At 63.0% G+C, this 19,544-nt stretch carries 19 protein-coding genes; 12 read left to right on the plus strand and 7 right to left on the minus strand.

Translation table 11 applies throughout. The annotated features are described in order from the left end of the window. Positions 1 to 20: 20 nt before the first annotated feature. Both JKL46_RS27470 and JKL46_RS27475 read left to right on the plus strand, forming a co-directional pair. Positions 21 to 1,172, plus strand: a complete 1,152-nt coding sequence (locus tag JKL46_RS27470; protein WP_201839180.1) for a potassium channel family protein — start codon at positions 21 to 23, stop codon at positions 1,170 to 1,172. Between the two features lie 26 nt (positions 1,173 to 1,198). Beyond that, positions 1,199 to 1,429 (plus strand): hypothetical protein, encoded by a 231-nt coding sequence (locus JKL46_RS27475; RefSeq protein WP_201839181.1) that lies wholly within the window; start codon positions 1,199 to 1,201, stop codon positions 1,427 to 1,429. Between the two features lie 742 nt (positions 1,430 to 2,171). Here the strand turns inward: JKL46_RS27475 and JKL46_RS27480 are convergent. Further along, the gene (locus JKL46_RS27480) at positions 2,172 to 2,774 is read right to left on the minus strand and encodes a hypothetical protein (protein WP_201839182.1); all 603 of its coding nucleotides are present in this window, start codon (positions 2,772 to 2,774) and stop codon (positions 2,172 to 2,174) included. 392 nt (positions 2,775 to 3,166) lie between these two features. On the opposite strand from JKL46_RS27480, the gene JKL46_RS27485 reads away from it, so the two are divergent. The 4 genes from JKL46_RS27485 (at position 3,167) to JKL46_RS36985 (ending at position 6,566) form a co-directional block, all read left to right on the plus strand. Next, complete coding sequence (locus tag JKL46_RS27485) at positions 3,167 to 3,736, plus strand: SMI1/KNR4 family protein (protein ID WP_201839185.1); 570 nt, start codon at positions 3,167 to 3,169, stop codon at positions 3,734 to 3,736. A gap of 227 nt (positions 3,737 to 3,963) precedes the next feature. Further along, positions 3,964 to 5,445 carry a DUF1254 domain-containing protein gene (locus JKL46_RS27490; protein WP_201839187.1) on the plus strand — a complete coding sequence of 494 codons (1,482 nt, stop codon included), beginning with the start codon at positions 3,964 to 3,966 and terminating at the stop codon, positions 5,443 to 5,445. A gap of 48 nt (positions 5,446 to 5,493) precedes the next feature. After that, positions 5,494 to 5,769 carry a hypothetical protein gene (locus JKL46_RS36980; protein WP_246529567.1) on the plus strand — a complete coding sequence of 92 codons (276 nt, stop codon included), beginning with the start codon at positions 5,494 to 5,496 and terminating at the stop codon, positions 5,767 to 5,769. Next, positions 5,763 to 6,566, plus strand: a complete 804-nt coding sequence (locus JKL46_RS36985) for a DUF1254 domain-containing protein (protein ID WP_246529568.1) — start codon at positions 5,763 to 5,765, stop codon at positions 6,564 to 6,566. Before JKL46_RS36980 ends, JKL46_RS36985 begins: the two co-directional genes overlap by 7 nt. Here the strand turns inward: JKL46_RS36985 and JKL46_RS27500 are convergent. Further along, a complete protein-coding gene (locus JKL46_RS27500; RefSeq protein WP_201839188.1) occupies positions 6,464 to 7,363 on the minus strand; it encodes a LysR family transcriptional regulator in 900 nt (299 codons plus the stop codon). The two genes, JKL46_RS36985 and JKL46_RS27500, sit on opposite strands and share 103 nt — an antisense overlap. Before the next feature lie 135 nt (positions 7,364 to 7,498). Between JKL46_RS27500 and JKL46_RS27505 the strand changes: the two genes are divergently transcribed. Next, positions 7,499 to 8,413, plus strand: coding sequence for an alpha/beta fold hydrolase (locus JKL46_RS27505; protein WP_201839189.1), 915 nt, complete (start codon positions 7,499 to 7,501; stop codon positions 8,411 to 8,413). Positions 8,414 to 8,609: 196 nt separating this feature from the next. Here the strand turns inward: JKL46_RS27505 and JKL46_RS27510 are convergent, their stop codons facing one another. The 3 genes from JKL46_RS27510 to JKL46_RS27520 are packed head-to-tail and all read right to left on the minus strand — an operon-like array spanning position 8,610 to position 11,276. Beyond that, positions 8,610 to 9,365, minus strand: coding sequence for an SDR family NAD(P)-dependent oxidoreductase (locus JKL46_RS27510; protein ID WP_201839191.1), 756 nt, complete (start codon positions 9,363 to 9,365; stop codon positions 8,610 to 8,612). A gap of 29 nt (positions 9,366 to 9,394) precedes the next feature. Further along, complete coding sequence (locus JKL46_RS27515; RefSeq protein WP_201839192.1) at positions 9,395 to 10,042, minus strand: response regulator; 648 nt, start codon at positions 10,040 to 10,042, stop codon at positions 9,395 to 9,397. 40 nt (positions 10,043 to 10,082) lie between these two features. Beyond that, positions 10,083 to 11,276, minus strand: coding sequence for a sensor histidine kinase (locus JKL46_RS27520; protein ID WP_201839200.1), 1,194 nt, complete (start codon positions 11,274 to 11,276; stop codon positions 10,083 to 10,085). A 214-nt stretch (positions 11,277 to 11,490) separates the two neighbouring features. Between JKL46_RS27520 and JKL46_RS27525 the strand changes: the two genes are divergently transcribed. Both JKL46_RS27525 and JKL46_RS27530 read left to right on the plus strand, forming a co-directional pair. Next, positions 11,491 to 11,970: a fasciclin domain-containing protein gene (locus JKL46_RS27525; RefSeq protein WP_201839203.1), complete on the plus strand. Its 480-nt coding sequence runs from the start codon at positions 11,491 to 11,493 to the stop codon at positions 11,968 to 11,970. 62 nt (positions 11,971 to 12,032) lie between these two features. Further along, positions 12,033 to 12,272: a DUF378 domain-containing protein gene (locus tag JKL46_RS27530; protein WP_201839206.1), complete on the plus strand. Its 240-nt coding sequence runs from the start codon at positions 12,033 to 12,035 to the stop codon at positions 12,270 to 12,272. Positions 12,273 to 12,645: 373 nt separating this feature from the next. Here the strand turns inward: JKL46_RS27530 and JKL46_RS27535 are convergent, their stop codons facing one another. Further along, on the minus strand, positions 12,646 to 14,583 hold the full coding sequence (locus tag JKL46_RS27535) for a PAS domain-containing sensor histidine kinase (protein WP_201839209.1): 1,938 nt from the start codon (positions 14,581 to 14,583) through the stop codon (positions 12,646 to 12,648). Between the two features lie 160 nt (positions 14,584 to 14,743). Then, the gene (locus JKL46_RS27540) at positions 14,744 to 15,553 is read right to left on the minus strand and encodes a Crp/Fnr family transcriptional regulator (RefSeq protein WP_201839212.1); all 810 of its coding nucleotides are present in this window, start codon (positions 15,551 to 15,553) and stop codon (positions 14,744 to 14,746) included. Between the two features lie 260 nt (positions 15,554 to 15,813). Here JKL46_RS27540 and JKL46_RS27545 point away from each other — a divergent pair, with 260 nt between their 5' ends. From JKL46_RS27545 to JKL46_RS27555, 3 genes are all read left to right on the plus strand, one after another. Next, positions 15,814 to 17,331, plus strand: a complete 1,518-nt coding sequence (locus tag JKL46_RS27545) for an ATPase domain-containing protein (protein ID WP_201839226.1) — start codon at positions 15,814 to 15,816, stop codon at positions 17,329 to 17,331. Next, entirely contained in the window at positions 17,318 to 18,364 is a 1,047-nt protein-coding gene (locus JKL46_RS27550; RefSeq protein WP_425493317.1) for a sensor histidine kinase, read from the plus strand. Before JKL46_RS27545 ends, JKL46_RS27550 begins: the two co-directional genes overlap by 14 nt. A 733-nt stretch (positions 18,365 to 19,097) precedes the next feature. After that, entirely contained in the window at positions 19,098 to 19,469 is a 372-nt protein-coding gene (locus JKL46_RS27555) for an NAD-dependent epimerase/dehydratase family protein (RefSeq protein ID WP_246529569.1), read from the plus strand. Positions 19,470 to 19,544: the final 75 nt, after the last annotated feature.

The raw sequence follows: 19,544 nt of genomic DNA on the forward strand, positions 1-19,544 counted from the left end.
GGGGATGACAGGAGGCAGCCATGATGGGGCGACTGGAGCAGGGCCTTGGGATACTGCTGATCCTGATCATCTTGCTCGATATCTTTCTGACCGTGCTCTACGCCCGGATCGGCACCAGCATCATCGGCTCCAGGGTCGGGCGACTGGTCTGGGCCTCCTTCGTCACAGGCTCAAAGGTTTTCGGCTCCAGACAAGAAGCCGCTCTGTCCTTTTGCGGTCCGGTCATCCTCGTGCTGCTGGTTGTGGTCTGGGCTCTCGGGCTGACGCTTGGGGCGGCGTTGATCATGCACCCGGAACTCGGCACGTCCATCCGCGCCACGAACGGCGAGACGCCCACTGACTTCGTCACCGCGATGTATGCCGGTGGTACCAGCATGGCCATCGTCGGTGCGAGCGACTTCACCCCACACACGAGCCCGACGCGGCTGCTCTTCCTGTTCAACTCGCTGATCGGCGTGTCGGTGATGTCGCTGACGCTGACCTATCTGATGCAGGTCTATACGGCGCTCCAGCGGCGTAACGTGCTGGCCATGAACATCCATTTCCTCTCAGGATGCACAGGCGATGCCGCCGAATTGCTGGCACGTCTCGGACCTCAGGGGCAGTTCAGTGGAGGCTACACGAACCTGTCGGAACTCGCCGTTGAGATGACCCACGCCAAGGAGGCACATCACTTCTACCCGGTGCTGTTCTATTTCCGCTTCAGTGACCCATACCACTCGGTGTCCCGTTCCACGCTGGTCGCCTTGGACACGGTGAGCCTGATCAAGAGCGCCCTGGATGATCAGAAGGACCGCTGGCTGAAGGAAGCAGGAGCCGTCGCGCAACTATGGGAAGCGTCGATGATGCTGGTCACCACCTTGGAAGACAATTTCCTTGCGCATGGGGCACCGGACCGGGAGGCTCAACCGGACCGACAGACCCGAGACCGCTGGCGAGCACGCTACCGTGCTGCCCTGCTTGGGCTTCAGCAGGCAGGGATCCAGATCACGGCTGACGGGCAGGCCGGTGCCGAGGCCTACATCTCCTGCCGGATGCAATGGGATCATCACATCACGAACCTGGCCCCCTCCATGGCTTACAGCATGGAGGAGATCGATGTCGCAATGAGCGGTTTGGAATTGAAGGATCGCCCGAACGATCCCGGGTTCCGCCTCCACGTGGCCGAATAGCGGGAGCTGATCCGATGGAGGCGAGAATGCTGCTCAGCGAGACAGCCTGCGAGATCCTTGGGTACTTTCGTGAAACCCACCGAAAACCCGGCGCCCGCATGACAATGGCAACACTGGATGCGCATTTCGGGACAGATCCCGCTGTTGCCGTGGCCATTTCCGAGTTGAAGCAGCTTGGATACGTGACCGTCCCGGATGCTGGGACAGTCGAATTGACCGACCTTGGCTTCGACGCAATCCATCGTGGCGTTGCATGAACGTCGTCTCCTGGCATGTCCCTAAAGTATGCCGAATGCCCCCTAGAAAGGGGACCATAGACATTCCTGAGACGTTTCCAATTTCCTTGGATGGCCCCGAGCTGAAGTTGGGGATGGTGCGGCACACGCCATCACGAAAGCCGATCTTAGAACGCGATCCGCAAATCCAGGGGTTGCCACCTGACGAGTAGCTGAAGATGCGCGCGTTGGCTTTGGCCATGTCGGCGGTGAACTGGCGCAGTGCGTGACTCGCTATAGGCTTGCAAGCATATTCCTGGATCGAGGACTGAAAAGAAATGTAAACACACCAGCTTGATCGGTCAGACGAGGGGTCATCCGTCCATGCCGAATGCGGGGCCAAGTGACACGCCGTTGCACAGTTTTTGCTTGCCGCTACTGCTGGCACCGGACAGATATCGAGCACCTTTCAGATTTGGGAACGATATTGGCAGCACATCTGAGACCTGAGGCCTTGGTCGGGTTAGAGGCATAAAGCGGACATCCGAAAGGGCAGGGAATTTCCCTTGCTCCTCCTTTCCCCAAGGGCCTGCGGTGATGTCGATCCACTTGCCAAGTAGACCAGCAGCCAGCTCAAGGCCTGCTCGCCGGGTTGAGTCGCTGTCGTAATGCTCATCCCCGACACGCGTGCTGTTGTGTTGCAGTACCCCTTGCGTGAGACCGCGATGCTCCCCGCCAGAATACGTCACAGTTGTTCTTACAGCGCGGCGGAACGCATGCGGGCTCAGCCGGACCCCGATTGTGGGTTCGACGGCGTCGGTGATTGCAGCGCCGACAGCGAGTAGGTGAGGGGCTCTCCCGTGACAGCGATCCACAACGGGCCGGACATGTCCTCTAATGAGCAGTCCGGAAGCAATCGCGTGGCTTTGGCTTTGGCCCTTTCACAGTCAGCGGTGGCAACCTGTCGGGCCAGCAGAATAGACCGGTAGGTGGCGAGATATCGATCCACCAGTGGGTTGAGATAGTCCGCCACCTGCCTCTCGTCCACTCGGCCGCCCTTCGTGTCCTCGGCCTCGAGGATGATCCACCAGCTACCGTCAAGACGGCGGAAGCTGCTTCCCAGCATCAGCTCGCCCAAGTTCTTGTGGCGGAAGGGGTGGACCGCGAGCAGGGCTACCATCAGCCCATTGCGGGCCAGGCAAGCGCGTTTCTTCGGGCTGAGGTGGGTGGCGCTCTCAGCCTCCTTGAACAGAGCTTCCCCGGCACGTAGCAACTCACTGGTTTTTACGTGCTCGCGACGGCGCTTCGGGCGTGCTTGGGCCCGCAGGTCCGCCTCGATCGCACGCAGCCAGACCAGGTCTCTCTCGGGCGCCAGGATCTCGGTCATCCGCCTCAGCTTGAACACGGACTGAGATCGGGTGACGCTACCCCAATGTGGTTCGACTAGCGCAATAAACCGCGCGACGGCCTCTGGAGCCACGCCAGAAAGCTTCGGCTCACCTTGAGGCGTGCGGCAGCTTCCTTTTCGGTCAGCAGCCTCTCAGATTGTTTGTCGTTCATTGCATCTCCTCGATGGCCCATGGCCTACAGCCATTGACAAGAGGTGCCGAACAATAGCCCTCGATGCACGCCGCAAAGGGCGCATGCGCGTTTTGCTGATTTTGCTACGAAGAACGCCGTCCCGCAGCCCTCAGAGGCTAGTCGCGGCAGGCTTACACTCGCCCCCAAGTTGCTCTCGTGACGAGTCCGAACGCCGTCACTCCTCGGCGAGGAGAGCGCATGCCGACAGATGCCGGTCCCGTCAGACCCCTTAGGCGCATTGAAGCCTGGCTGGCCCGCGAGCACTCGGACAGCCCGCCGCTTTTCCGTCCCGGGGCAACCTCCGGCACGCTCCGACGGATCGAGGCCCGGCTCGGAACGACGCTGCCGCTCGACATCCGGACGCTCTACACCGCTCATGACGGTCAGCCGGAGGGGGCTCCGAACCTGTACCTCAATCAGCGCTGGCTTCCGCTGGATGTCATGGCTGTGGCCTGGGAGGATCTCTGCCGCCGCCACCGTGACGCCTGCGAACCGCCCGAACAGTGGACTTCCGGCGTCACGAACGCTCTGGCGGTCTGGTCGACGGGTTGGCTTCCAGTCTTCGGCAGTGCGCGCGGGGATCACTACTGCGTCGACATCCGCATCCGCCCGTCGGGCACGTCAGGACCGATCATCTGGTTTCTCCATGACCAGCCCGAAAGGGCCATCTTCGCGCACAACGTTACGCAGATGCTGAAGCGGGTCGCCGATGGCGTCGAGACCGGAACGTGGCGACTGGATGAGGGATACGATGGTCTCTGCGACTGATCAGGTCCGATGAGGCAATGCCGATCTGGATTGCTTCGCCTCCTCCGGTCCGGACGTGAAAGCAAGGGTTCTCCCGAGCAGGGCTCAGGGTTTGCCCCAATAGCCCACCGCACGGAGGCGATTGATAGTTTGGGACTTCGCGGCACGGAGCCGCGCCGACATCCGCATGAGCCAGCCGTTTCCGGCCGAGCCGGCGCCGCAGGTCTGAAGTCAACGAGGAGCATGAGATGACGCGACGCTCGACACTGACCTTCGCCTCGCTGGCCATGGCTTTATGCCAGGTCTCACCCGCCCCGGCGCAGCAGTCCGCCGCCCCGCCGCTGGTCGAACAGCTCAACAAGGGCAACTGGCTGCCTCAGGCCGAGGCCGAGTCCCTGCGCGACGAGCTCTACTACCAGCGGGCCGTCCACGCCTACATGACCATGCTGCCCGCGCTGAACACCATCGGCATGCGCGATGGCTCGGAATCGACCTTCGGCAAGGGCTACAACGTCCTGCCGATCTGGAAGGACCGCATGGACTCGCGCACCTGGGTGCCGACACCGAATGCCGACGTCGTCTATTCCATGAGCTATCTCGACCTGAAGGAAACCGGCCCGCTTGTCGTCGCAGCACCCCGCGACGTCATCGGCATGTTCACAGACTTCTTCCAACGCACGATCACGGATGTCGGCCTGATCGGGCCGGACCGGGCCCGTGGCGGGCTCTACCTGCTGCTGCCACCGGACTACGACGGCGAGATCCCGCAGGGCTACTTCGCCTTCAAGTCGAAGACCTACAACGTCCTTCTGTTCTTCCGCACGATCATGGCGAAGGGCGACAATGGACCCGACCCGCGGCCCGCCGTGGCGCTAGCCGAACAGACGCGGGTCTATCCGTTGTGGGCGATGGAGAAGGACGTCAAGCCGATGCAGTTTCCCAATGCCAGCGGCCGGCGCATCAACATGATGTACCCGGTCGACGCCGTGTTCTGGACCAAGCTGAAGGCGTTCGTCGATGACGAGCCGGTCGCGGCCATCGATTCCGAACTGCGCGGCGTGCTGGCCTCCATCGGCATCGTCAAGGGGCAGCCGTTCAATCCGTCACCCAAGCAGCAGGAACTGCTGAAAAAGGCGGTCGAGATGGCGCCCAGGATGATCCTGGCCTTGCGCCAGCTCGGCCGGCCGGACGAGCGCGACCGCTATTACAAGGACCGGCAGTATCTCAACACCTGGGCCGGAGGCACTGCCGAATGGATGCAGGACAGCTATCTCGACGTGAACCAGCGCGCCTCCTACTTCCAGATCGCCTATTCCTCCGCCCCGGCCATGGTCATGCGCACCCTGGGTGCGGGCTCGAAATACCCATTCACCTTCAAGGATGCACAGGGCGAGTTCCTGAACGGCTCGAACAGCTACCGGCTGCACTTGCCGCCGAACCCGCCGGCCGCTCTGTTCTGGGCCGTCACGGCCTACAACGTTACCGATGGGACGATGGTCGAGACGCCGCAACTCATGCCGTCGATCAACGGCTTCAACAAGGTCGCGACCAACAGCGATGGTTCCGTCGACCTGTGGTTCGGACCGTCGAAGCCGGCCGATGCCCCGGACTCGAACTTCATCCAGACCGTCGGTGGCCGCAACTTCCTGGTGGCGCTGCGCCTCTACGGCACCGGCGTCGAGTTCTTCGACCAGACCTGGAAGCCGGATGACGTCGTGAAGGTGAACTAGAACGCCACGGGATCGAGGGGCCTTTCCAAGATGCGAGAGGACTGCACCATGAAGTCGACATCGACCACCCCTCAAGGCACGACCCGCCGCGCCGCGATGAAGGGCGGCATTGGACTGGCGTCCCTTGCCGCGACCGGCACGCGAGCGGTCCTTCCCACTGCCGCGGCCACGGCCTCGGTCACCGTCATGACCGATGCCGCTCAGGCGCAGCAGGCCGCGGCATCGCCCTGGAGCCTCACACAGCCCGCTACGGGCGTCCTGATGCATCCGGACTACGCCCGGACCATCGCGCAGATGGCCTATGTCTGGGGTGGCCGATGGTGAACATGATCAACCGCAGGGCCGCGATCACGCAGGCGCCGCAGCCGGGCCACCTCAACGGCGTGCTGCCGGCCGCGCCGCGCGGGCGGATCGCCATGCTCGACGACTACATCGAGCCGTCCCAAACCTTCGTGACCTGCCCCAACCAGGACGTCGTCTACGGTCTCGGCTTCTTCTCGCTCGACGAGGAGCCGGTCGTCATCCAGGTGCCGGACTTCGGGGACCGCTTCTGGGTCTATGCCCTGTACGATGCGCGCACGGACCAGTTCGGACGCCTCGGCAAGCCTTATGGGACCAAGCCCGGCTTCTATCTGCTGGTCGGTCCGAAATGGCAGGGCCTCAAGCCCGCCGGGATCACGAACGTCCTGCGCTGCCCGACCTCGCTGGCCAACGCGATCCCGCGCGTGTTCCAGGACGATACGCCCGAGGATAAAAGCGCGATGCAGTGGGGGATCGACTATTTCAACCGGACCGGGACGGCCAAATCGAACATGTTCGACAACCGGCCGAACGAGACGCAGTACTTCTACACCGACTACGACAGCGCGGGCGGGGAACTGAACGGCAACGGAAGCTACGAGATCACTTTCGCGGCGGGACAGGAACCGCCGGTCAATGGCTTCTGGTCGTTGACGCTGTACAACGACAGGCATCTGTTCTGCGCGATGGCAGCATTGGGCTTCTCACGGGCGCGCCCTCAATGTTCCCAATATGGCGGCTCTCCGAACGCCTCTCGCAAGCAGTCGGCAAAGGCTCGCAACTTGGCTGAAGGCCGCCGTCCTTCCAGATGGGCGACATAGATAAATTCCGGAGCGGACCTCAGCCCAATCTCGATGACCTGAAGGCGGCCCCTCGCGATGTCGGGACCGACGATGAAGGTCGGCAGGAGCGCAATGCCGATCCCTGACAGCGCGGCGTCCCGCATGATGTCGCCGTTGTTCACACGCAGGGCCGCCCGACCGCGGACGACCGTTGCCCCGGTTGGGCCCGGGAACCGCCAATCATCGACGCCCCGGTTGGTATAGAAGATTCCGCGATGGCTCTCGAGGTCACCTGCCGCGACCGGTGTGCCATGCCGTGCCAGGTAATCCGGCGAAGCGACGAGAACCCGCCGACTTGGCGCCAGCCGCCACGCGACCAGCCGTGAATCCATGAGCGGACCGTGCCGCACCACGGCATCATAGCCCTCCGCCGACACATCCACTCGCCGATCGTCGAGATCGAGTGTCAACTCGATGCCGGGATGCTTGGCGAGAAAGGGATAAACCGCCGGCCCGAGATGCATTCGGCCGAAGGTAACAGGCGCGGAGATGCGCAACGGGCCGACGAGAGCGCCGCTGCGCTGGGCCATTTCGGCGATCGCTTCCTCGACCTCGTGGGCGATGCGGGAGGCTCTCTCGCGGAAGGTGATGCCGTCCTCCGTCAGGCTCAGCCTGCGCGTGCTCCGATGCACGAGCCTCGCGCCAAGGCTGCGCTCGAGTTCGACCAAGCGGTCGCTGACCACGGACTTCGACAGTCTTAGGCGGCGCGCGGCCTCGCTGATCGAACCGGCTTCCGCAACGGCGACGAACGTCGCGATTCCATCGAGTTTCATCATCGTTCGGACTTTCCGGAGGCCAGTTTCGCCTTTTGCAGCCTAATCCGGAAGATGCCCAAACGCTATCTCTGCCTTGAACGGAGAAGCGCCGGAAGCAATCAGGGCGAAAGTTCTGCCGTTGATCGGAGATGACAGATGCTCAGGTTCGTACTCAGTGCTCTCGGAGCTGCGGCCCTCGCGCTGCCGGCCGCTGCGCAGGTCCAGTTCCCAGCCGCAGTCCGGACGCAGGAGATCACCGCCAACGGCGCCACGATCCATGTCCGCGTCGGCGGTACAGGCCCGGCTGTGGTTCTGTTGCACGGCTATGGTGAGACCGGCGACATGTGGGCGCCCCTGGCCGAGGATCTTGTCCGGGATCATATGATCCTGGTTCCGGACCTTCGCGGCTTGGGGCTTTCCTCCAAGCCGGAGGCTGGGTTTGACAAGAAGACGCAAGCCGGTGACGTGGCAGGCGTTCTCGACGCACTCAAGATCGATCGCGCCGATCTGGTCACGCACGACATCGGCAACATGGTCGGCTACGCCTTCGCCGTCCAGCACCCGGAACGCGTGAGGCGCTTTGTTCTGATCGATGCTCCCTTGCCGGGCATCGGTCCATGGGAAGAGATCCTGAAGAACCCGCTGTTGTGGCACTTCCGATTTGGAGGCCCCGACATGGAGCGCCTCGTTGCTGGCCGCGAGCGCATCTATCTCGATCGCTTCTGGAATGAGTTCTCAGCTACGCCCAGTCGCTTCTCAGAGGCAGCGCGGGAGCACTATGCCGAGCTGTACGCGTTGCCGGGCGCCATGCACTCGGGATTTGCCCACTTTGCCGCGTTTGATCAGGATGCCATCGATAACAAGGCGTTCCTTGCTTCCAAGGGCAAGCTCGGGATGCCGGTGCTGGCGATCGGGGGCGAGAAATCGTTTGGCCCGATGATGGCGACCGTGATGCGGTTTGCCGCCAGTGACGTGACCGAAGGGATCATTCCGGATTCAGGCCATTGGATCATGGAGGAGAACCCAACGGCAACGAGCGCAATGGTTCGCTCCTTCCTGACTTCCAATTGAACGACGCACCGCCTTGGCCATCTGATCGCGTGACAGGTCATCATGACAGAAGGACCGCTTCTGGCACGCGGCTGACCTTAGCCTGATTCCGCACTGCTGGGATGAGTGGACCATCGTTCGGGCCTACGGGCTACCGAGATTGACCCTTGGAAGGCAAGGCTTTGGAAGGCGTGCAAGAAGGGCCTCAAGTTCTCAATCAAAAAGGGATTGCGCACCCATCCCAGGCGAAGAATTGACCAGTGTGCGCCGCCGTCAAGGCATCCGTAACAGCGAGCAGCCGCTCAGCCGAGTAGGCTGGCGAGAACATCTCCCTGGTGCTGGCCTGAAAGGGATGGCTCAAAGCGGTATCGACCGTTCCAGGGTGAAGGGCGACACACACGGCTTCGGGCCTCTGGCGGCCGAGCTCAATCGCAAAGGTTCGCACAAACTGGTTCAGGGCTGCCTTCGACGCCCGGTAGCCGTACCAGCCCCCAAGTCGGTTGTCTTCGATGCTGCCAACGCGCGCAGAGAGGACAGTAAAAACGCTTTTCCCTGCCTTCGGCACAAGGGGTAGCACATGCTTGGCCACAAGGGCTGGACCAATCGCATTGATGCGGAAACTCCGGGCGAGATGCTCCGGATCAAGCGTGCGATAGGTCTTCTCGGGCTGGAGAGTTGCATCGTGGAGCAATCCTGTCGCCACCAGGATGAAGCGCAGAGGAGCGCCCTCACCAAGCTGCGCGGCTGCGGCGACAATGCTCGCCTCGTTCTCAATGTCGATCCGCCCCACCCGCACTCCAGGCCAGCCCTGATCGGATCCCGAGCGTGAAAGCGCATGAACGGTTTCAAACCCTTCGGATGCAAGAAGGTCTGTGACGGCGGATCCAATGCCGCCGGATGCCCCGATGACAACGGCTCGGGCCGGGCGTTCGAGACTGTTCAAGAGGAACGAGGTCGAGGAGGGTCGAGGCATCGCAATCACCGGTCCTTTGCGGCGTGAGCTCAGACTTGGATGATCTGCATTCTGACGGCGTAGCGAACCAGGTCGGGCAGGGAGTTGAGTTTCAGCTTCCGCATCGCGGCGGTGCGATGCGTCTCCACCGTCTTGACACTGAGGTCCAGCAGGCGCGCGATCTGCTTGTTGCTTTTGCCCTCGGCCAAAAGTTGCACAACCTCCCGTTCGCGCGACGTCAGGCGCTCGGCAGTTGGGCTCTCCGGAGTCACCAGCCCCCCTTTGAGAAAGCCGTCCAGGACGACTTCCGACACGCGGCCGGCGAAGTAGGGCTTTTTCTGCGACAGGCTTTCGACGGCCGGGATGAGCTGACGCACCGCGTCGGACTTGAGCAGATAGCCGCGGGCGCCAGCACCCAGCACCTCCCTGATCAGCTCCTCGCTCTCGTGCATCGTGAAGATCAGGACCTCGGTATCCGGCAGGCTCTGCCGGATCCGGCGCGTCGCCTCGAGGCCGTTGAGTTCGGGCATCGACAGGTCGATGACGGCCACTTGGGGCCGATGCCGGAGGGCGAGCTCCGCGGCTTCCCTGCCGTTGGAGGCTTCCGCGCAGACCTGCCAGCCCACATGTTGTTCCAGGAGATCCCTGAGGCCACGCCGGACAATATCGTGATCATCGGCGAGAAGAATGCGGAGCATGATGGATCCTAGCCGGTTGATGACACCAAATTGGGGCTGCTCAAGGCGGTTGATCTGAACCCATGAGCGAGATCGGCACCCTGGCGCTCACGTGGGTCCCCGAAGCGCCCGAGCGGATTTCGAGCCGGCCGCCGAGTTGCTCAAGGCGCAGTCTCATGCCTGAGATGCCGACGCCGATCTGTTGGCTCTCCTCGGTGCCTGCCGTGCCGACGCTCCCGAGCCCTGTCCCACCATCCACGACGTCGAGCTGCACCATATCCTTGGTCCGGTACAGAGCAAGCCGTGCCCGCTTGCTGCCCGAGTGGCGATGGACATTTGACAGCGCCTCCTGGGCGACCCGGTAGAGGGCAGTTGCCGTAGGCCGAGGCAATGGCTCACCGCTGTTCTCGATGCTGATGTCGACCTGAATGCCGCTACGCTCCGAAAACCCTCTTGCGAGCCAGCTCAGGGCCGCCGTGAGCCCGACATCATCAAGGAGTGGAGGGTGGAGCAAATACGAGAGCGTGCGGACCTCCTGAAGGCTCTGCTCTGCCAGCTCGAGGGTTTCCACCAGTGTGCGGCGGGCGGCTTCTCCCGGGTCGCGCAGCCCCTCGTGCAGGCGCGTCGCGTTCAACGTGATCGCCAGGAGGTTCTGGGCCGTGGTGTCATGAAGCTCCCGTGCAATGGCGCGCCGCTCCTCGTCTTGCAGATGCATGAGGCGCCCGCTCAGCCGGGTCAATTCCTCCTGCGTCCGTTTGACGTCGGTAATATCTTCGTGTGCGATGACGATCCGGCGCGTCTGCGTTTGGTCCGGGCGGGTCACCCGGAGCTGGAACCAGCGCGGCCCCTGCGGGCTGCGGCAGGGATACTCCATCCGGAACTCGGAGCGGTCGCCTGCCATGATGTCCCGCAATGCCCCCGCGGTTCGCGAGGCATCCTGCGACACGGCGGCTGCCGCTTCGCAGACAGCCAGATAGTTCATCCCGACTCCGTGCTTCGTGTCGGCATAGCCGGAGGCGTGGGCGAAAGCGCGCCAAGCCTGGTTGACCGCGATGATCGTTCCGACTTCGTCAAGCACCGCGATATGGGCCGACAGGGCATCCAGGGTGGAGCGCAGCAAGGCCTCCGCCTCTACGTCTGGCGCGATCAGGGTCGGCAGGCTGTGAGCCTGCGGCGGCCTCGTGGCGGCGCGACGCCGTTTGCGGGATCCGGGCTCCTCGACGGAGGAAGCATCGTTGGGGCTGAGATGGTCCATTCTGGCCTCTAACTCGGCTGCGCGCCATTGCCGCTGAGAACATATGGCGGAAGCGCGATGCCTTCCCATGGCAACAGGAGTGAAAGCGGGCCTCTAAGGTGATTTTCCCGCTCCACTCAGGAAACTCCTGATGCAAGACGTGTGCGGCTCCGAACATATCCATCGAAGCCGGCGCCGGTAAACCGACAGGGCGCCGCGATTAAAGGATAGACCAATGAACGCGAAGTATAGTGCTTTCGCCGTTGTTGCCATGTTCGTCGCGGCGGGTCCGGCCGCAGCGGCGGATATCGTTGAAACCGCCGTCAGCAATGGCAACTTCAAGACGCTGACGGCCGCCCTTCAGGCCGCTGGACTTGTCGAAACCCTCAAGGGCAAGGGTCCCTACACGGTCTTTGCGCCCACCGACGAGGCGTTCAGGAAGCTTCCGGCCGGTACGGTCGAGACCCTCTTGAAGCCTGAGAACAAGGCGCAGCTCACGAAGGTCCTGACCTATCACGTCGTGTCGGGGAACGTTCTGTCCGGCGACCTCAAGGGTAAGACGACTAATGCCAAGACCGTCGAGGGCAGCGCCGTGCGGATCGATGCGAGCGGCAACACCGTCAAGGTCGATGACGCGGCTGTCACACAGGCCGACGTCAACGCATCAAACGGCGTCATCCACGTGATCGACCGCGTGATCATGCCGAAATCCTAGTGTCTTCGCGTCGTGAGGAGGGCAGCGCAGCGCTGTCTGTAGTCCGTAGCCAGGAGAAACCAATGAAGGCTTTCAATATCGTTACGCTTGTTCTCGTCATCGTCGGAGCCGTAAATTGGGGGCTCGTCGGCCTCTTCCAATTTGATCTCGTGGCGGCCCTGTTCGGAGGACAGCAGACTGCTCTCGCACGGTTAGTCTATGTGCTCGTGGGCGCGGCGGGGATATTCCAGGTCGTTATGCTCATGCGTCTGTTGTCTGGCGAAACCGATGACTCTCAACGCACGGCCAACATCCATCGCTAGGCGAAGGCGCTCCCGCGGACCGCAGGTCGGGATCCAGAGCTGTTTTCACTTGCGTGGAATCGCCTCTCTTCTTTGGTTCGCCGCATTTTTTGACGGCGAACCGGATCCACTTCGCCGAAAAATGCTCTAGGAGGTTGGCAAAGCTCGCCAGACGCCCAATCTCCTGTCTTTCCTGAAAACGAGACATTGGGACAGGCTGGTGCATTGTCGGCTTCGTCGCTCGGGAGCCGTCATAATCGAGCGGCCGGAAAATAGAAGTCTTGACCGTCAAGAGGCATTCCTCAGCCGGCGCCCATCGCAACAAGCATGCGCTCGGAGCTGGTCGCCCAAGGACGGGAGCCTGCTGCGGGAGGGCCAATGCGCTTGTCGGCGCCTATGATGGCAGCGGGGCCTCGACGTAGCAGACCAGACCCGTGGGAGCATACTCGATCCGGACCTCGCCGCTGAGGTCGTGTGCGAGGCTGCGCTCGATCAGGCGCGACCCAAAACCTTTCCGTGACGGGGGCTCAACTACCGGACCGCCCTTCTCCTCCCACCGCATGAGCAGGAGAGGCGGCACTGGTGTATGGTCCATCATCCAGGTCAGGTGAACCTCCCCGGTCCAATTGGAGAGTGCCCCGTACTTGGCGGCGTTCGTGGCCAGTTCATGTACCGCCATTGCCAGTGCGAGCGCCATGCGCGGCACGAGGTGGACGCGACCGCCGTGGCACCGGATCCGATCCTTCCCGCCGCTGCTGTAGGGCTCGATGACGTCACCGATGATCTCGTGGAGCAGGGCGCCCTCCCAGTTCTCCCGGGTGAGCACGTTGTGGGCGCGGGAGAGCGCAAACAAACGGCTTTCCAACGCCTCACGGGTCTCGACGGGCGTCTCGGATCCGCGCAGCGTCTGCGTCGCGATCGACTGCACGGTCGCCAGGGTGTTCTTCACCCGGTGGTTCAGCTCGTGAATGAGAAGCCGCTGGTACTCCTCGGCTTTCTTGCGTTCGCCGATATCCTGGATCACGCTGATGCCGTACAGCGGGTGTCCGGATGAATCATCGACCCGGGAGGCCGCCACCTCCACCCAGACCTCGTGGCCGTCCTTGTGGATGTAGCGCTTCTCGACCGTGTAGGTGTCCGTCTTTCCCAGCATCAGACGCGAGAACCGCTCCAGGTCCGCCTCACGGTCATCCAAGTGCGTCAGGTCCCAGAAGCTGCGCCCGAGCAGTTCCTCTCGGCTGTAGCCGGTGATGGTGCACAGTCGCTCGTTGACCCGCAGGAAGCCCCCGCTCCGATCGACCTCGCTGATCCCCGCGAAAACATGCTCGTAAGTCGCGCGCAGTCGCTGTTCGTTCTCCCGCAGGGCCGCTTCCCTGTCGCGCAGGTCCCTCTCGATGCGGGCCCGCTCGACCGCATCCCAGGTGCGATGGGCGACCCGCTCGACGAGCATCACCTCAGTGGCAGTCCAGTGACGCGGTGTCGCCTCATGCACGTAGAGCAGGGCCCTGAACCGTCCCTCCTTGACCAGCGGCGTGACGATCAGGGCTCGGCACCCGATCCCCGCCCACGAGGTTGCGTGATCCTCGCCGACGCGCGGGTCATCGAGGCAGTCCTCGACGATGAGCGTGCGCCCGGCGCGCAACTCCGCGATCACCGCCGGACCGAAGGCGTCGAGGATGCGGGCTTCGCCCGCGAGGCTCGCCACGATACCGTCTCGCGTCCAGTCCTGCTCGACCGTCACGACCTGTTCCGATTGGTCGATCTCACCGTAGCCGGCGCGAACGACGCCGATGTGAGTGCCGAGGGCGCTCGCCGCGACACGCGTCATGGCACGTGGCTCGGAAAGGGTTGCCAGACGCTCACTCAGTTCGACGTGGAATCTGGCCCGCCGATCCGCCTGCACGGTCCCTGTGGTCTCCGTGCAGGCGCAGAACATGCCGGCCACCCGACCGCTCTCGTCACGCACCGGTGAATAGGAGAAGGTGAACCAGGTCTGCTCATCGAATCCTTTCCGGTTCATCACGAGCGGGAGGTTCTCGCGATAGGTCGCCTCGCCGGCCATGGCGGCATCGATCAGCGGCGAGATGTCAGGCCAGATCTCGGCCCAGATGTCGTAAAAGCGGCTGCCGAGCGCGGCCGGGTGCTTCGCTCCGAGGATCTCGGCGTAGGCATCGTTGTAAAGAAAACCGAGATCCTCGCCCCATGCGACGAACATCGGGAACTTGGAGCCGAGCAGAAGCCCGACCACGGAGCGCAGCGATTGCGGCCAGGTCTCGGGTGCCCCAAGCGGCGAGGCCGACCAGTCGTGCACACGCATCGTTGCACCCATCATGCCGCCGCCCGTCAGAAAAGCAGGATCGCGTGAAGGCGGTGGAACGGGGGGCAACAGCGGTCCTTTCGATTGCGCCTTCCGGCAGAGGATGAGTGTTCAAGCCTCGTCGTAGGGGTCGATGCGTCGCGGCCAGCAGGTCTGCGTCGTTCCGCCCGGGTTCTTAGGCCTTCATCCTGGATCCAGGACGTTTGCCGCCTGCTTCCTTCTTTTGGGCCGAGCTCTCCTCGACGGTCGGATAGACGCCCGCCAGCACCTGATCGAAGTGGCGGCGCAGCGCGTTGTTGCAGCCGCACGACAGGGAATCCAACCGTTCGAGATCACGCACGCGCACGCCGCCTCTGCGGGTCTCCAGCAGATGCCGCCGTTTCAGGGATTGGATGACCCGGCTGACGTAGCTTCGGCCGACGCCCATCATGCTGGCCAACTGCTCCTGGGTCAGCGGAACGTCATGATCGCCCGTTCGATCAATCGCAGCCAGCAGCCATTTCACCGTGCGCTGTTCGATCGTATGGACCGCGTTGCACGCCACTGATTGGAACACCTGAGCCAGCATGCAGTCCGCATAGCGGGCGAACAGGTGTCGCAGGCTCGGCGATCGGGTTTCGAACTCCTCGAGATCGGCCGTGGAGAGGCGCAGGAACGGACCCGGAAACTGGATCTCGGAGCGGGCAAACGCCGGGAGGCGCCCTTGGCTGACGATCCCACCGAGCGCCCCCTCCCGGCCGATCAGGGCCGTTTCGACCGTGAGACCATCCTCGAGCTCAACCACGAAGGAAACCAGGCTGGGTCCGCACGGGAAGTAGACGAACCTGACCTCGTCCCCGGGTTGGTAGAGCTTGCCTCCGGCCTCACCCTCCCATTCCTGGAGCGAAGGCGCCACGATGGCCAGGTCTTCAGGTTTGAGAGCACTCAAGAGGTTGTTGCTGGCGATCCTCTCCCTGAGGCGCGACGAGATCATGGCAGGCTGCATCAGGCGTCTTTCCCTCCACCGGCTACGGCGGTCCAACGCGCCACGGCAACTTACGTTCAACTGTGCACATAACGGCGACCATGTGTGCACATGTGGACAGACAGACTTGCCCCTCCTGTCTACAAGCACTCCGGCGTCCCCTCACATCGGGGCACGCCAGGGACATCAGCCAGATGTCGGTCCCGATAGCTCAGGCGCCGGGGTCGAAGTGCCGACGATGGCCGGGTCAAAACCACTTCATAAATGGATCGGGACTTCCCATGACGGCTTCATCACATTCCGACGCTGCCCCGATCCCAACAGGGGTCCCGGGCCTGGATGACATCGTGGCAGGCGGCTATGCCGCCAACCGCGCTCATCTCATCGAAGGGCGGCCGGGTTCGGGCAAGACCACGCTTGGCATGCAATTCCTGCTGGCCTGTGCCAAACAGGGCGAGAGCTGCCTCTACATCACCTTGTCGGAGAGCAAGCGCGAGCTCCTGTCCGTGGCCTCCCGCCACGGCTGGTCGCTTGAGGGCATCGAGATCTTCGAACTCGTCCCGCCGGAGCTGAGCCTCGATTCGAAGCAGCAGCAGAGCCTGGTCTATTCCTCCGATCTGGAACTCGGCGAGACCGTGCGTATGGCACTGGCGGAGATCGAGCGGGTCAAGCCGAGCCGGGTGGTGTTCGACTCGCTGTCCGAGATCCGGTTGCTGTCCCAGGGCTCCCTGCGCTACCGGCGGCAGGTCCTGGCGCTGAAGAGCTACTTCCTGCTCAACAACGCGACCGTCCTCATGCTCGACGATCTCACGTCCGAGCAGGACGACCTCAACCTGCACTCCATTAGCCATGCGGTGATCCGCCTCGACCAGATCGTGCCGGCTTACGGGTCGGAACGGCGCCGGATCACGGTGACGAAGATGCGGGGCACAGCCTTCCGGGGCGGCTATCACGATCTCATCATCGAGCGCGGCGGCCTGCGGGTCTTTCCGCGCCTCACGGCTGCTGATCATCACAGGGATTTTGCCTTCGAGGCGATCCCCAGCGGCATCGCGGAACTCGACACCATCCTTGGTGGCGGCCTGAGCCGCGGCACCAGCACCCTTGTGGTTGGCCCGTCGGGGGCAGGCAAGTCCACTCTGGCGCTGGGCTATCTCTATGCTGCCCTGGAGCGGGGTGAACCCGCCCTCATGATCAGTTTCGACGAGACCATCGGTATTCTCCTGCAACGGGCCAAGGGTGTCGGCTTCGACCTGATGCCTCACGTCGAAGCGGGGCGGCTTCGCATCGAGCAGATCGATCCGGCCAACGTCTCGCCCGGCGAATTCTCCGGCCGCGTGCGGGAAGCCGTGGAGCAGGGAGGCGCGAAGGTTGTCGTGATCGACAGCCTGACCGGCTATCTGAACGCCATGCCCGAGCAGCCGTTCATCGTGCTTCAGATGCACGAGTTGCTCACCTATCTGAACCAGCAGGGCGTGGTGACGATCCTGATCCTGGCCCAGCACGGCATGGTCGGCCAGATGGTGTCACCGATCGACCTGACCTATCTCAGTGACACCGTCGTCCTTCTGCGTTTCTTCGAGGCCAACGGCCGCATCCGGCGAGCTTTGTCGGTGGTGAAGCGACGCACCGGCTCGCATGAGGACACGATCAGGGAGTTCCGGATCGACGGGCAGGGTTTGCGCGTTGGTCCGCCGCTGGAGCAGTTCCGGGGTGTGTTGACGGGCGTACCGACATTCGAGGGCCAACGCGCCTCGCTTCTTGAGGAGCGTGAGACCGACAATGATGGAGGCCGATGACGTGTCCGTGCTGATCCTTGCCCCGCACGGGCGAGATGGCGCGGTCGCATCGGCGATCCTCGACGAGGTCGGGATCATCGCCACGGCCTGCCCCAGCCTCGCGGCGCTCGTCGCGGGACTGGAAGAGGCGGCCTGCGCGGTGGTCACGGAAGAGGCGCTCCTCAGTGCCGACCGCCGTGAGCTTGCGGAGTGGGTCGAACGGCAGCCGCCCTGGTCTGACTTGCCGTTTATCCTGCTCACCCATCGCGGCGGCGAGCCGGTGGGGCACCTCACCGACCTACTCGGGAACGTCACCGTGCTGGAGCGACCGTTCCACCCGGCCGTGTTGGTGAACGCCGTCAGGTCCGCGTTTCGGGCGCGGCAGCGGCAAAGGGAAGTCGAGGCGCATCTCAAGGAGCGGCAACGGACGCACGAGCGCCAAGCCCTTTTGATCCGCGAACTGCATCACCGGGTCAAGAATACCCTTGCGACGGTTCAGGGCCTGCTCGGGGCCACGGCCCGCTCCACGCACTCCGTGGACGAATTCTACCGCTCGTTCGCAGACCGGATCGTCTCGCTGGCCAACACCCACAATCTCCTCACCGAGGACTACTGGCAGACGGCGCCGCTGGTCGCGATGCTCCGGAACGAGCTTGCCCATTACGACGATGGCGGGGCAGGGCGGATCACCCTTGACGGGCCGTCGGTGGAACTCTCAGCCGATCTGGCCGTGCCGATTGGCATGGCCGTGCATGAGCTCACCACGAATGCAGCCAAGCACGGGGCACTTTCGGTTCCAGGTGGGCAGATATCCGTGGCTTGGACGGTCCAGGATCTGGACGCAGGGCGCCGGCTTACCATCGACTGGGTCGAGCGGGGCGGTCCGCCGGTAGATCCGCCGCGGCGGAAGGGCTTTGGCTCCACCTTGCTGCATCGGGTACTGACCCATCAATGCCGCGCGGCGATTAACATTGCCTATGGTCGGGAAGGGCTATCGTGTCACATAGATATTCCGCTCCTCAAGGAGCGTCTCGTGCCTGAGTATGGCGATTGAGGCATCTGCCTGGATCCCGATTGCACCTGTCCCGCCGCACCCTGTTCGTGCGTTGTTCCGGAGGACGACGCTGACCCTGATCTCATGATCGGGTAGATCCTTCGAGCTTTGGCCATCGGTGGGACAGCTATTCTGACTAAAGGTCAGGGATTGGCACTCCTGAGGCATGGTTTCAAGGGCAGCAATCCTCGAGTAACCAGACCTTCCGAGAAGTGAATGGGCTTCACTGTCTGATCCGAAGGAGGAAGAAGCCATCTCGCTCGACGTTCCCCCAACCCTCACGCTCCATGACACGGAGTTATCCATCCGAATGGCCGAGGCCGGAGTGGGCCTCTTCTGTTGGCTGCGCGACCGGGTGGAGCGGGAACTGAGCGAGAGAGCCCTCGAGACCGTCCTCGACGGGAGAATTGCGCCCGGCCCCGGCTTCCACGCGTCTGATGTGCCACCCGTCAGGTATCCTCGGGCCTGCGTGCCTTCCTCGATCACCTCAAGGCGTGACGGCCGCATAGATATCGATGAGGGCTGTTCATCACTGCGGTGAGGGGAGCCGATACCGAAATGTCGGCAGGATTGACTAGGATAGGACGTGAACAGCCAACGGATGGAGACGGGACACCGCTTCTGCGGGCCCAATCCGAACAGCTACGCTGAGGTCATCGGCATGGTATCGACGTAACCGTTGAGCTGACCGTCGTCCGATCGTGTGGTGTCCAGACCATGAGGAGGATTAGTGATGAAACGGGTTCTTGTGACAGGAGGAAGCGGAAAGGTTGGCCGGGCGTGCGTCCGCGATCTGCTTGAGCATGGCTACGAGGTCATCAACGTGGATGCGATGCGTCCAAGTGAGGCGCTCTGCCCCTTCGTTGAGGCCGACCTGACTGACTTCGGCGAAGCCTTGGAGGCTCTATCGGAAGTCGACTCCCGACATAAGGGTGTGGATGCTGTTGTGCATCTGGCGGCCATTCCGGCACCAGGGCGACATACCAACGCCGTGACCTTCAGGAACAACATTCTCAGTACGTACAATGTCTTTGAGGCAGCGCGGAAGTTTGCAATCCGCAACCTGATCTGGGCCTCGAGCGAGACGGTCCTCGGCCTGCCGTGAGCTATGACGGAATTTAGGTGATGGGGCCGATCAGGCGGCGCTGTTTGTCGGCATCGGAATGACCTCGGTGCCGTC

The sequence above is a fragment of the Microvirga zambiensis WSM3693 genome, assembly GCF_016735695.1.
Lineage (GTDB): Bacteria > Pseudomonadota > Alphaproteobacteria > Rhizobiales > Beijerinckiaceae > Microvirga > Microvirga zambiensis.

Coding starts and splice junctions, on each gene's coding strand:
- JKL46_RS27480 (WP_201839182.1), bottom strand. CDS start 2,774: ATGACCGAGATCCTGGCGCCCGAGAGAGACCTGGTCTGGCTGCGTGCG.
- JKL46_RS27500 (WP_201839188.1), bottom strand. CDS start 7,363: ATGATGAAACTCGATGGAATCGCGACGTTCGTCGCCGTTGCGGAAGCC.
- JKL46_RS27520 (WP_201839200.1), bottom strand. CDS start 11,276: ATGGACCATCTCAGCCCCAACGATGCTTCCTCCGTCGAGGAGCCCGGA.
- JKL46_RS27470 (WP_201839180.1), top strand. CDS start 21: ATGATGGGGCGACTGGAGCAGGGCCTTGGGATACTGCTGATCCTGATC.
- JKL46_RS27555 (WP_246529569.1), top strand. CDS start 19,098: ATGAAACGGGTTCTTGTGACAGGAGGAAGCGGAAAGGTTGGCCGGGCG.
- JKL46_RS27510 (WP_201839191.1), bottom strand. CDS start 9,365: ATGCCTCGACCCTCCTCGACCTCGTTCCTCTTGAACAGTCTCGAACGC.
- JKL46_RS27525 (WP_201839203.1), top strand. CDS start 11,491: ATGAACGCGAAGTATAGTGCTTTCGCCGTTGTTGCCATGTTCGTCGCG.
- JKL46_RS27475 (WP_201839181.1), top strand. CDS start 1,199: ATGCTGCTCAGCGAGACAGCCTGCGAGATCCTTGGGTACTTTCGTGAA.
- JKL46_RS36985 (WP_246529568.1), top strand. CDS start 5,763: ATGGTGAACATGATCAACCGCAGGGCCGCGATCACGCAGGCGCCGCAG.
- JKL46_RS27535 (WP_201839209.1), bottom strand. CDS start 14,583: ATGATGGGTGCAACGATGCGTGTGCACGACTGGTCGGCCTCGCCGCTT.
- JKL46_RS27490 (WP_201839187.1), top strand. CDS start 3,964: ATGACGCGACGCTCGACACTGACCTTCGCCTCGCTGGCCATGGCTTTA.
- JKL46_RS27545 (WP_201839226.1), top strand. CDS start 15,814: ATGACGGCTTCATCACATTCCGACGCTGCCCCGATCCCAACAGGGGTC.
- JKL46_RS27515 (WP_201839192.1), bottom strand. CDS start 10,042: ATGCTCCGCATTCTTCTCGCCGATGATCACGATATTGTCCGGCGTGGC.
- JKL46_RS36980 (WP_246529567.1), top strand. CDS start 5,494: ATGAAGTCGACATCGACCACCCCTCAAGGCACGACCCGCCGCGCCGCG.
- JKL46_RS27505 (WP_201839189.1), top strand. CDS start 7,499: ATGCTCAGGTTCGTACTCAGTGCTCTCGGAGCTGCGGCCCTCGCGCTG.
- JKL46_RS27485 (WP_201839185.1), top strand. CDS start 3,167: ATGCCGACAGATGCCGGTCCCGTCAGACCCCTTAGGCGCATTGAAGCC.
- JKL46_RS27530 (WP_201839206.1), top strand. CDS start 12,033: ATGAAGGCTTTCAATATCGTTACGCTTGTTCTCGTCATCGTCGGAGCC.
- JKL46_RS27540 (WP_201839212.1), bottom strand. CDS start 15,553: ATGCAGCCTGCCATGATCTCGTCGCGCCTCAGGGAGAGGATCGCCAGC.
- JKL46_RS27550 (WP_425493317.1), top strand. CDS start 17,318: ATGGAGGCCGATGACGTGTCCGTGCTGATCCTTGCCCCGCACGGGCGA.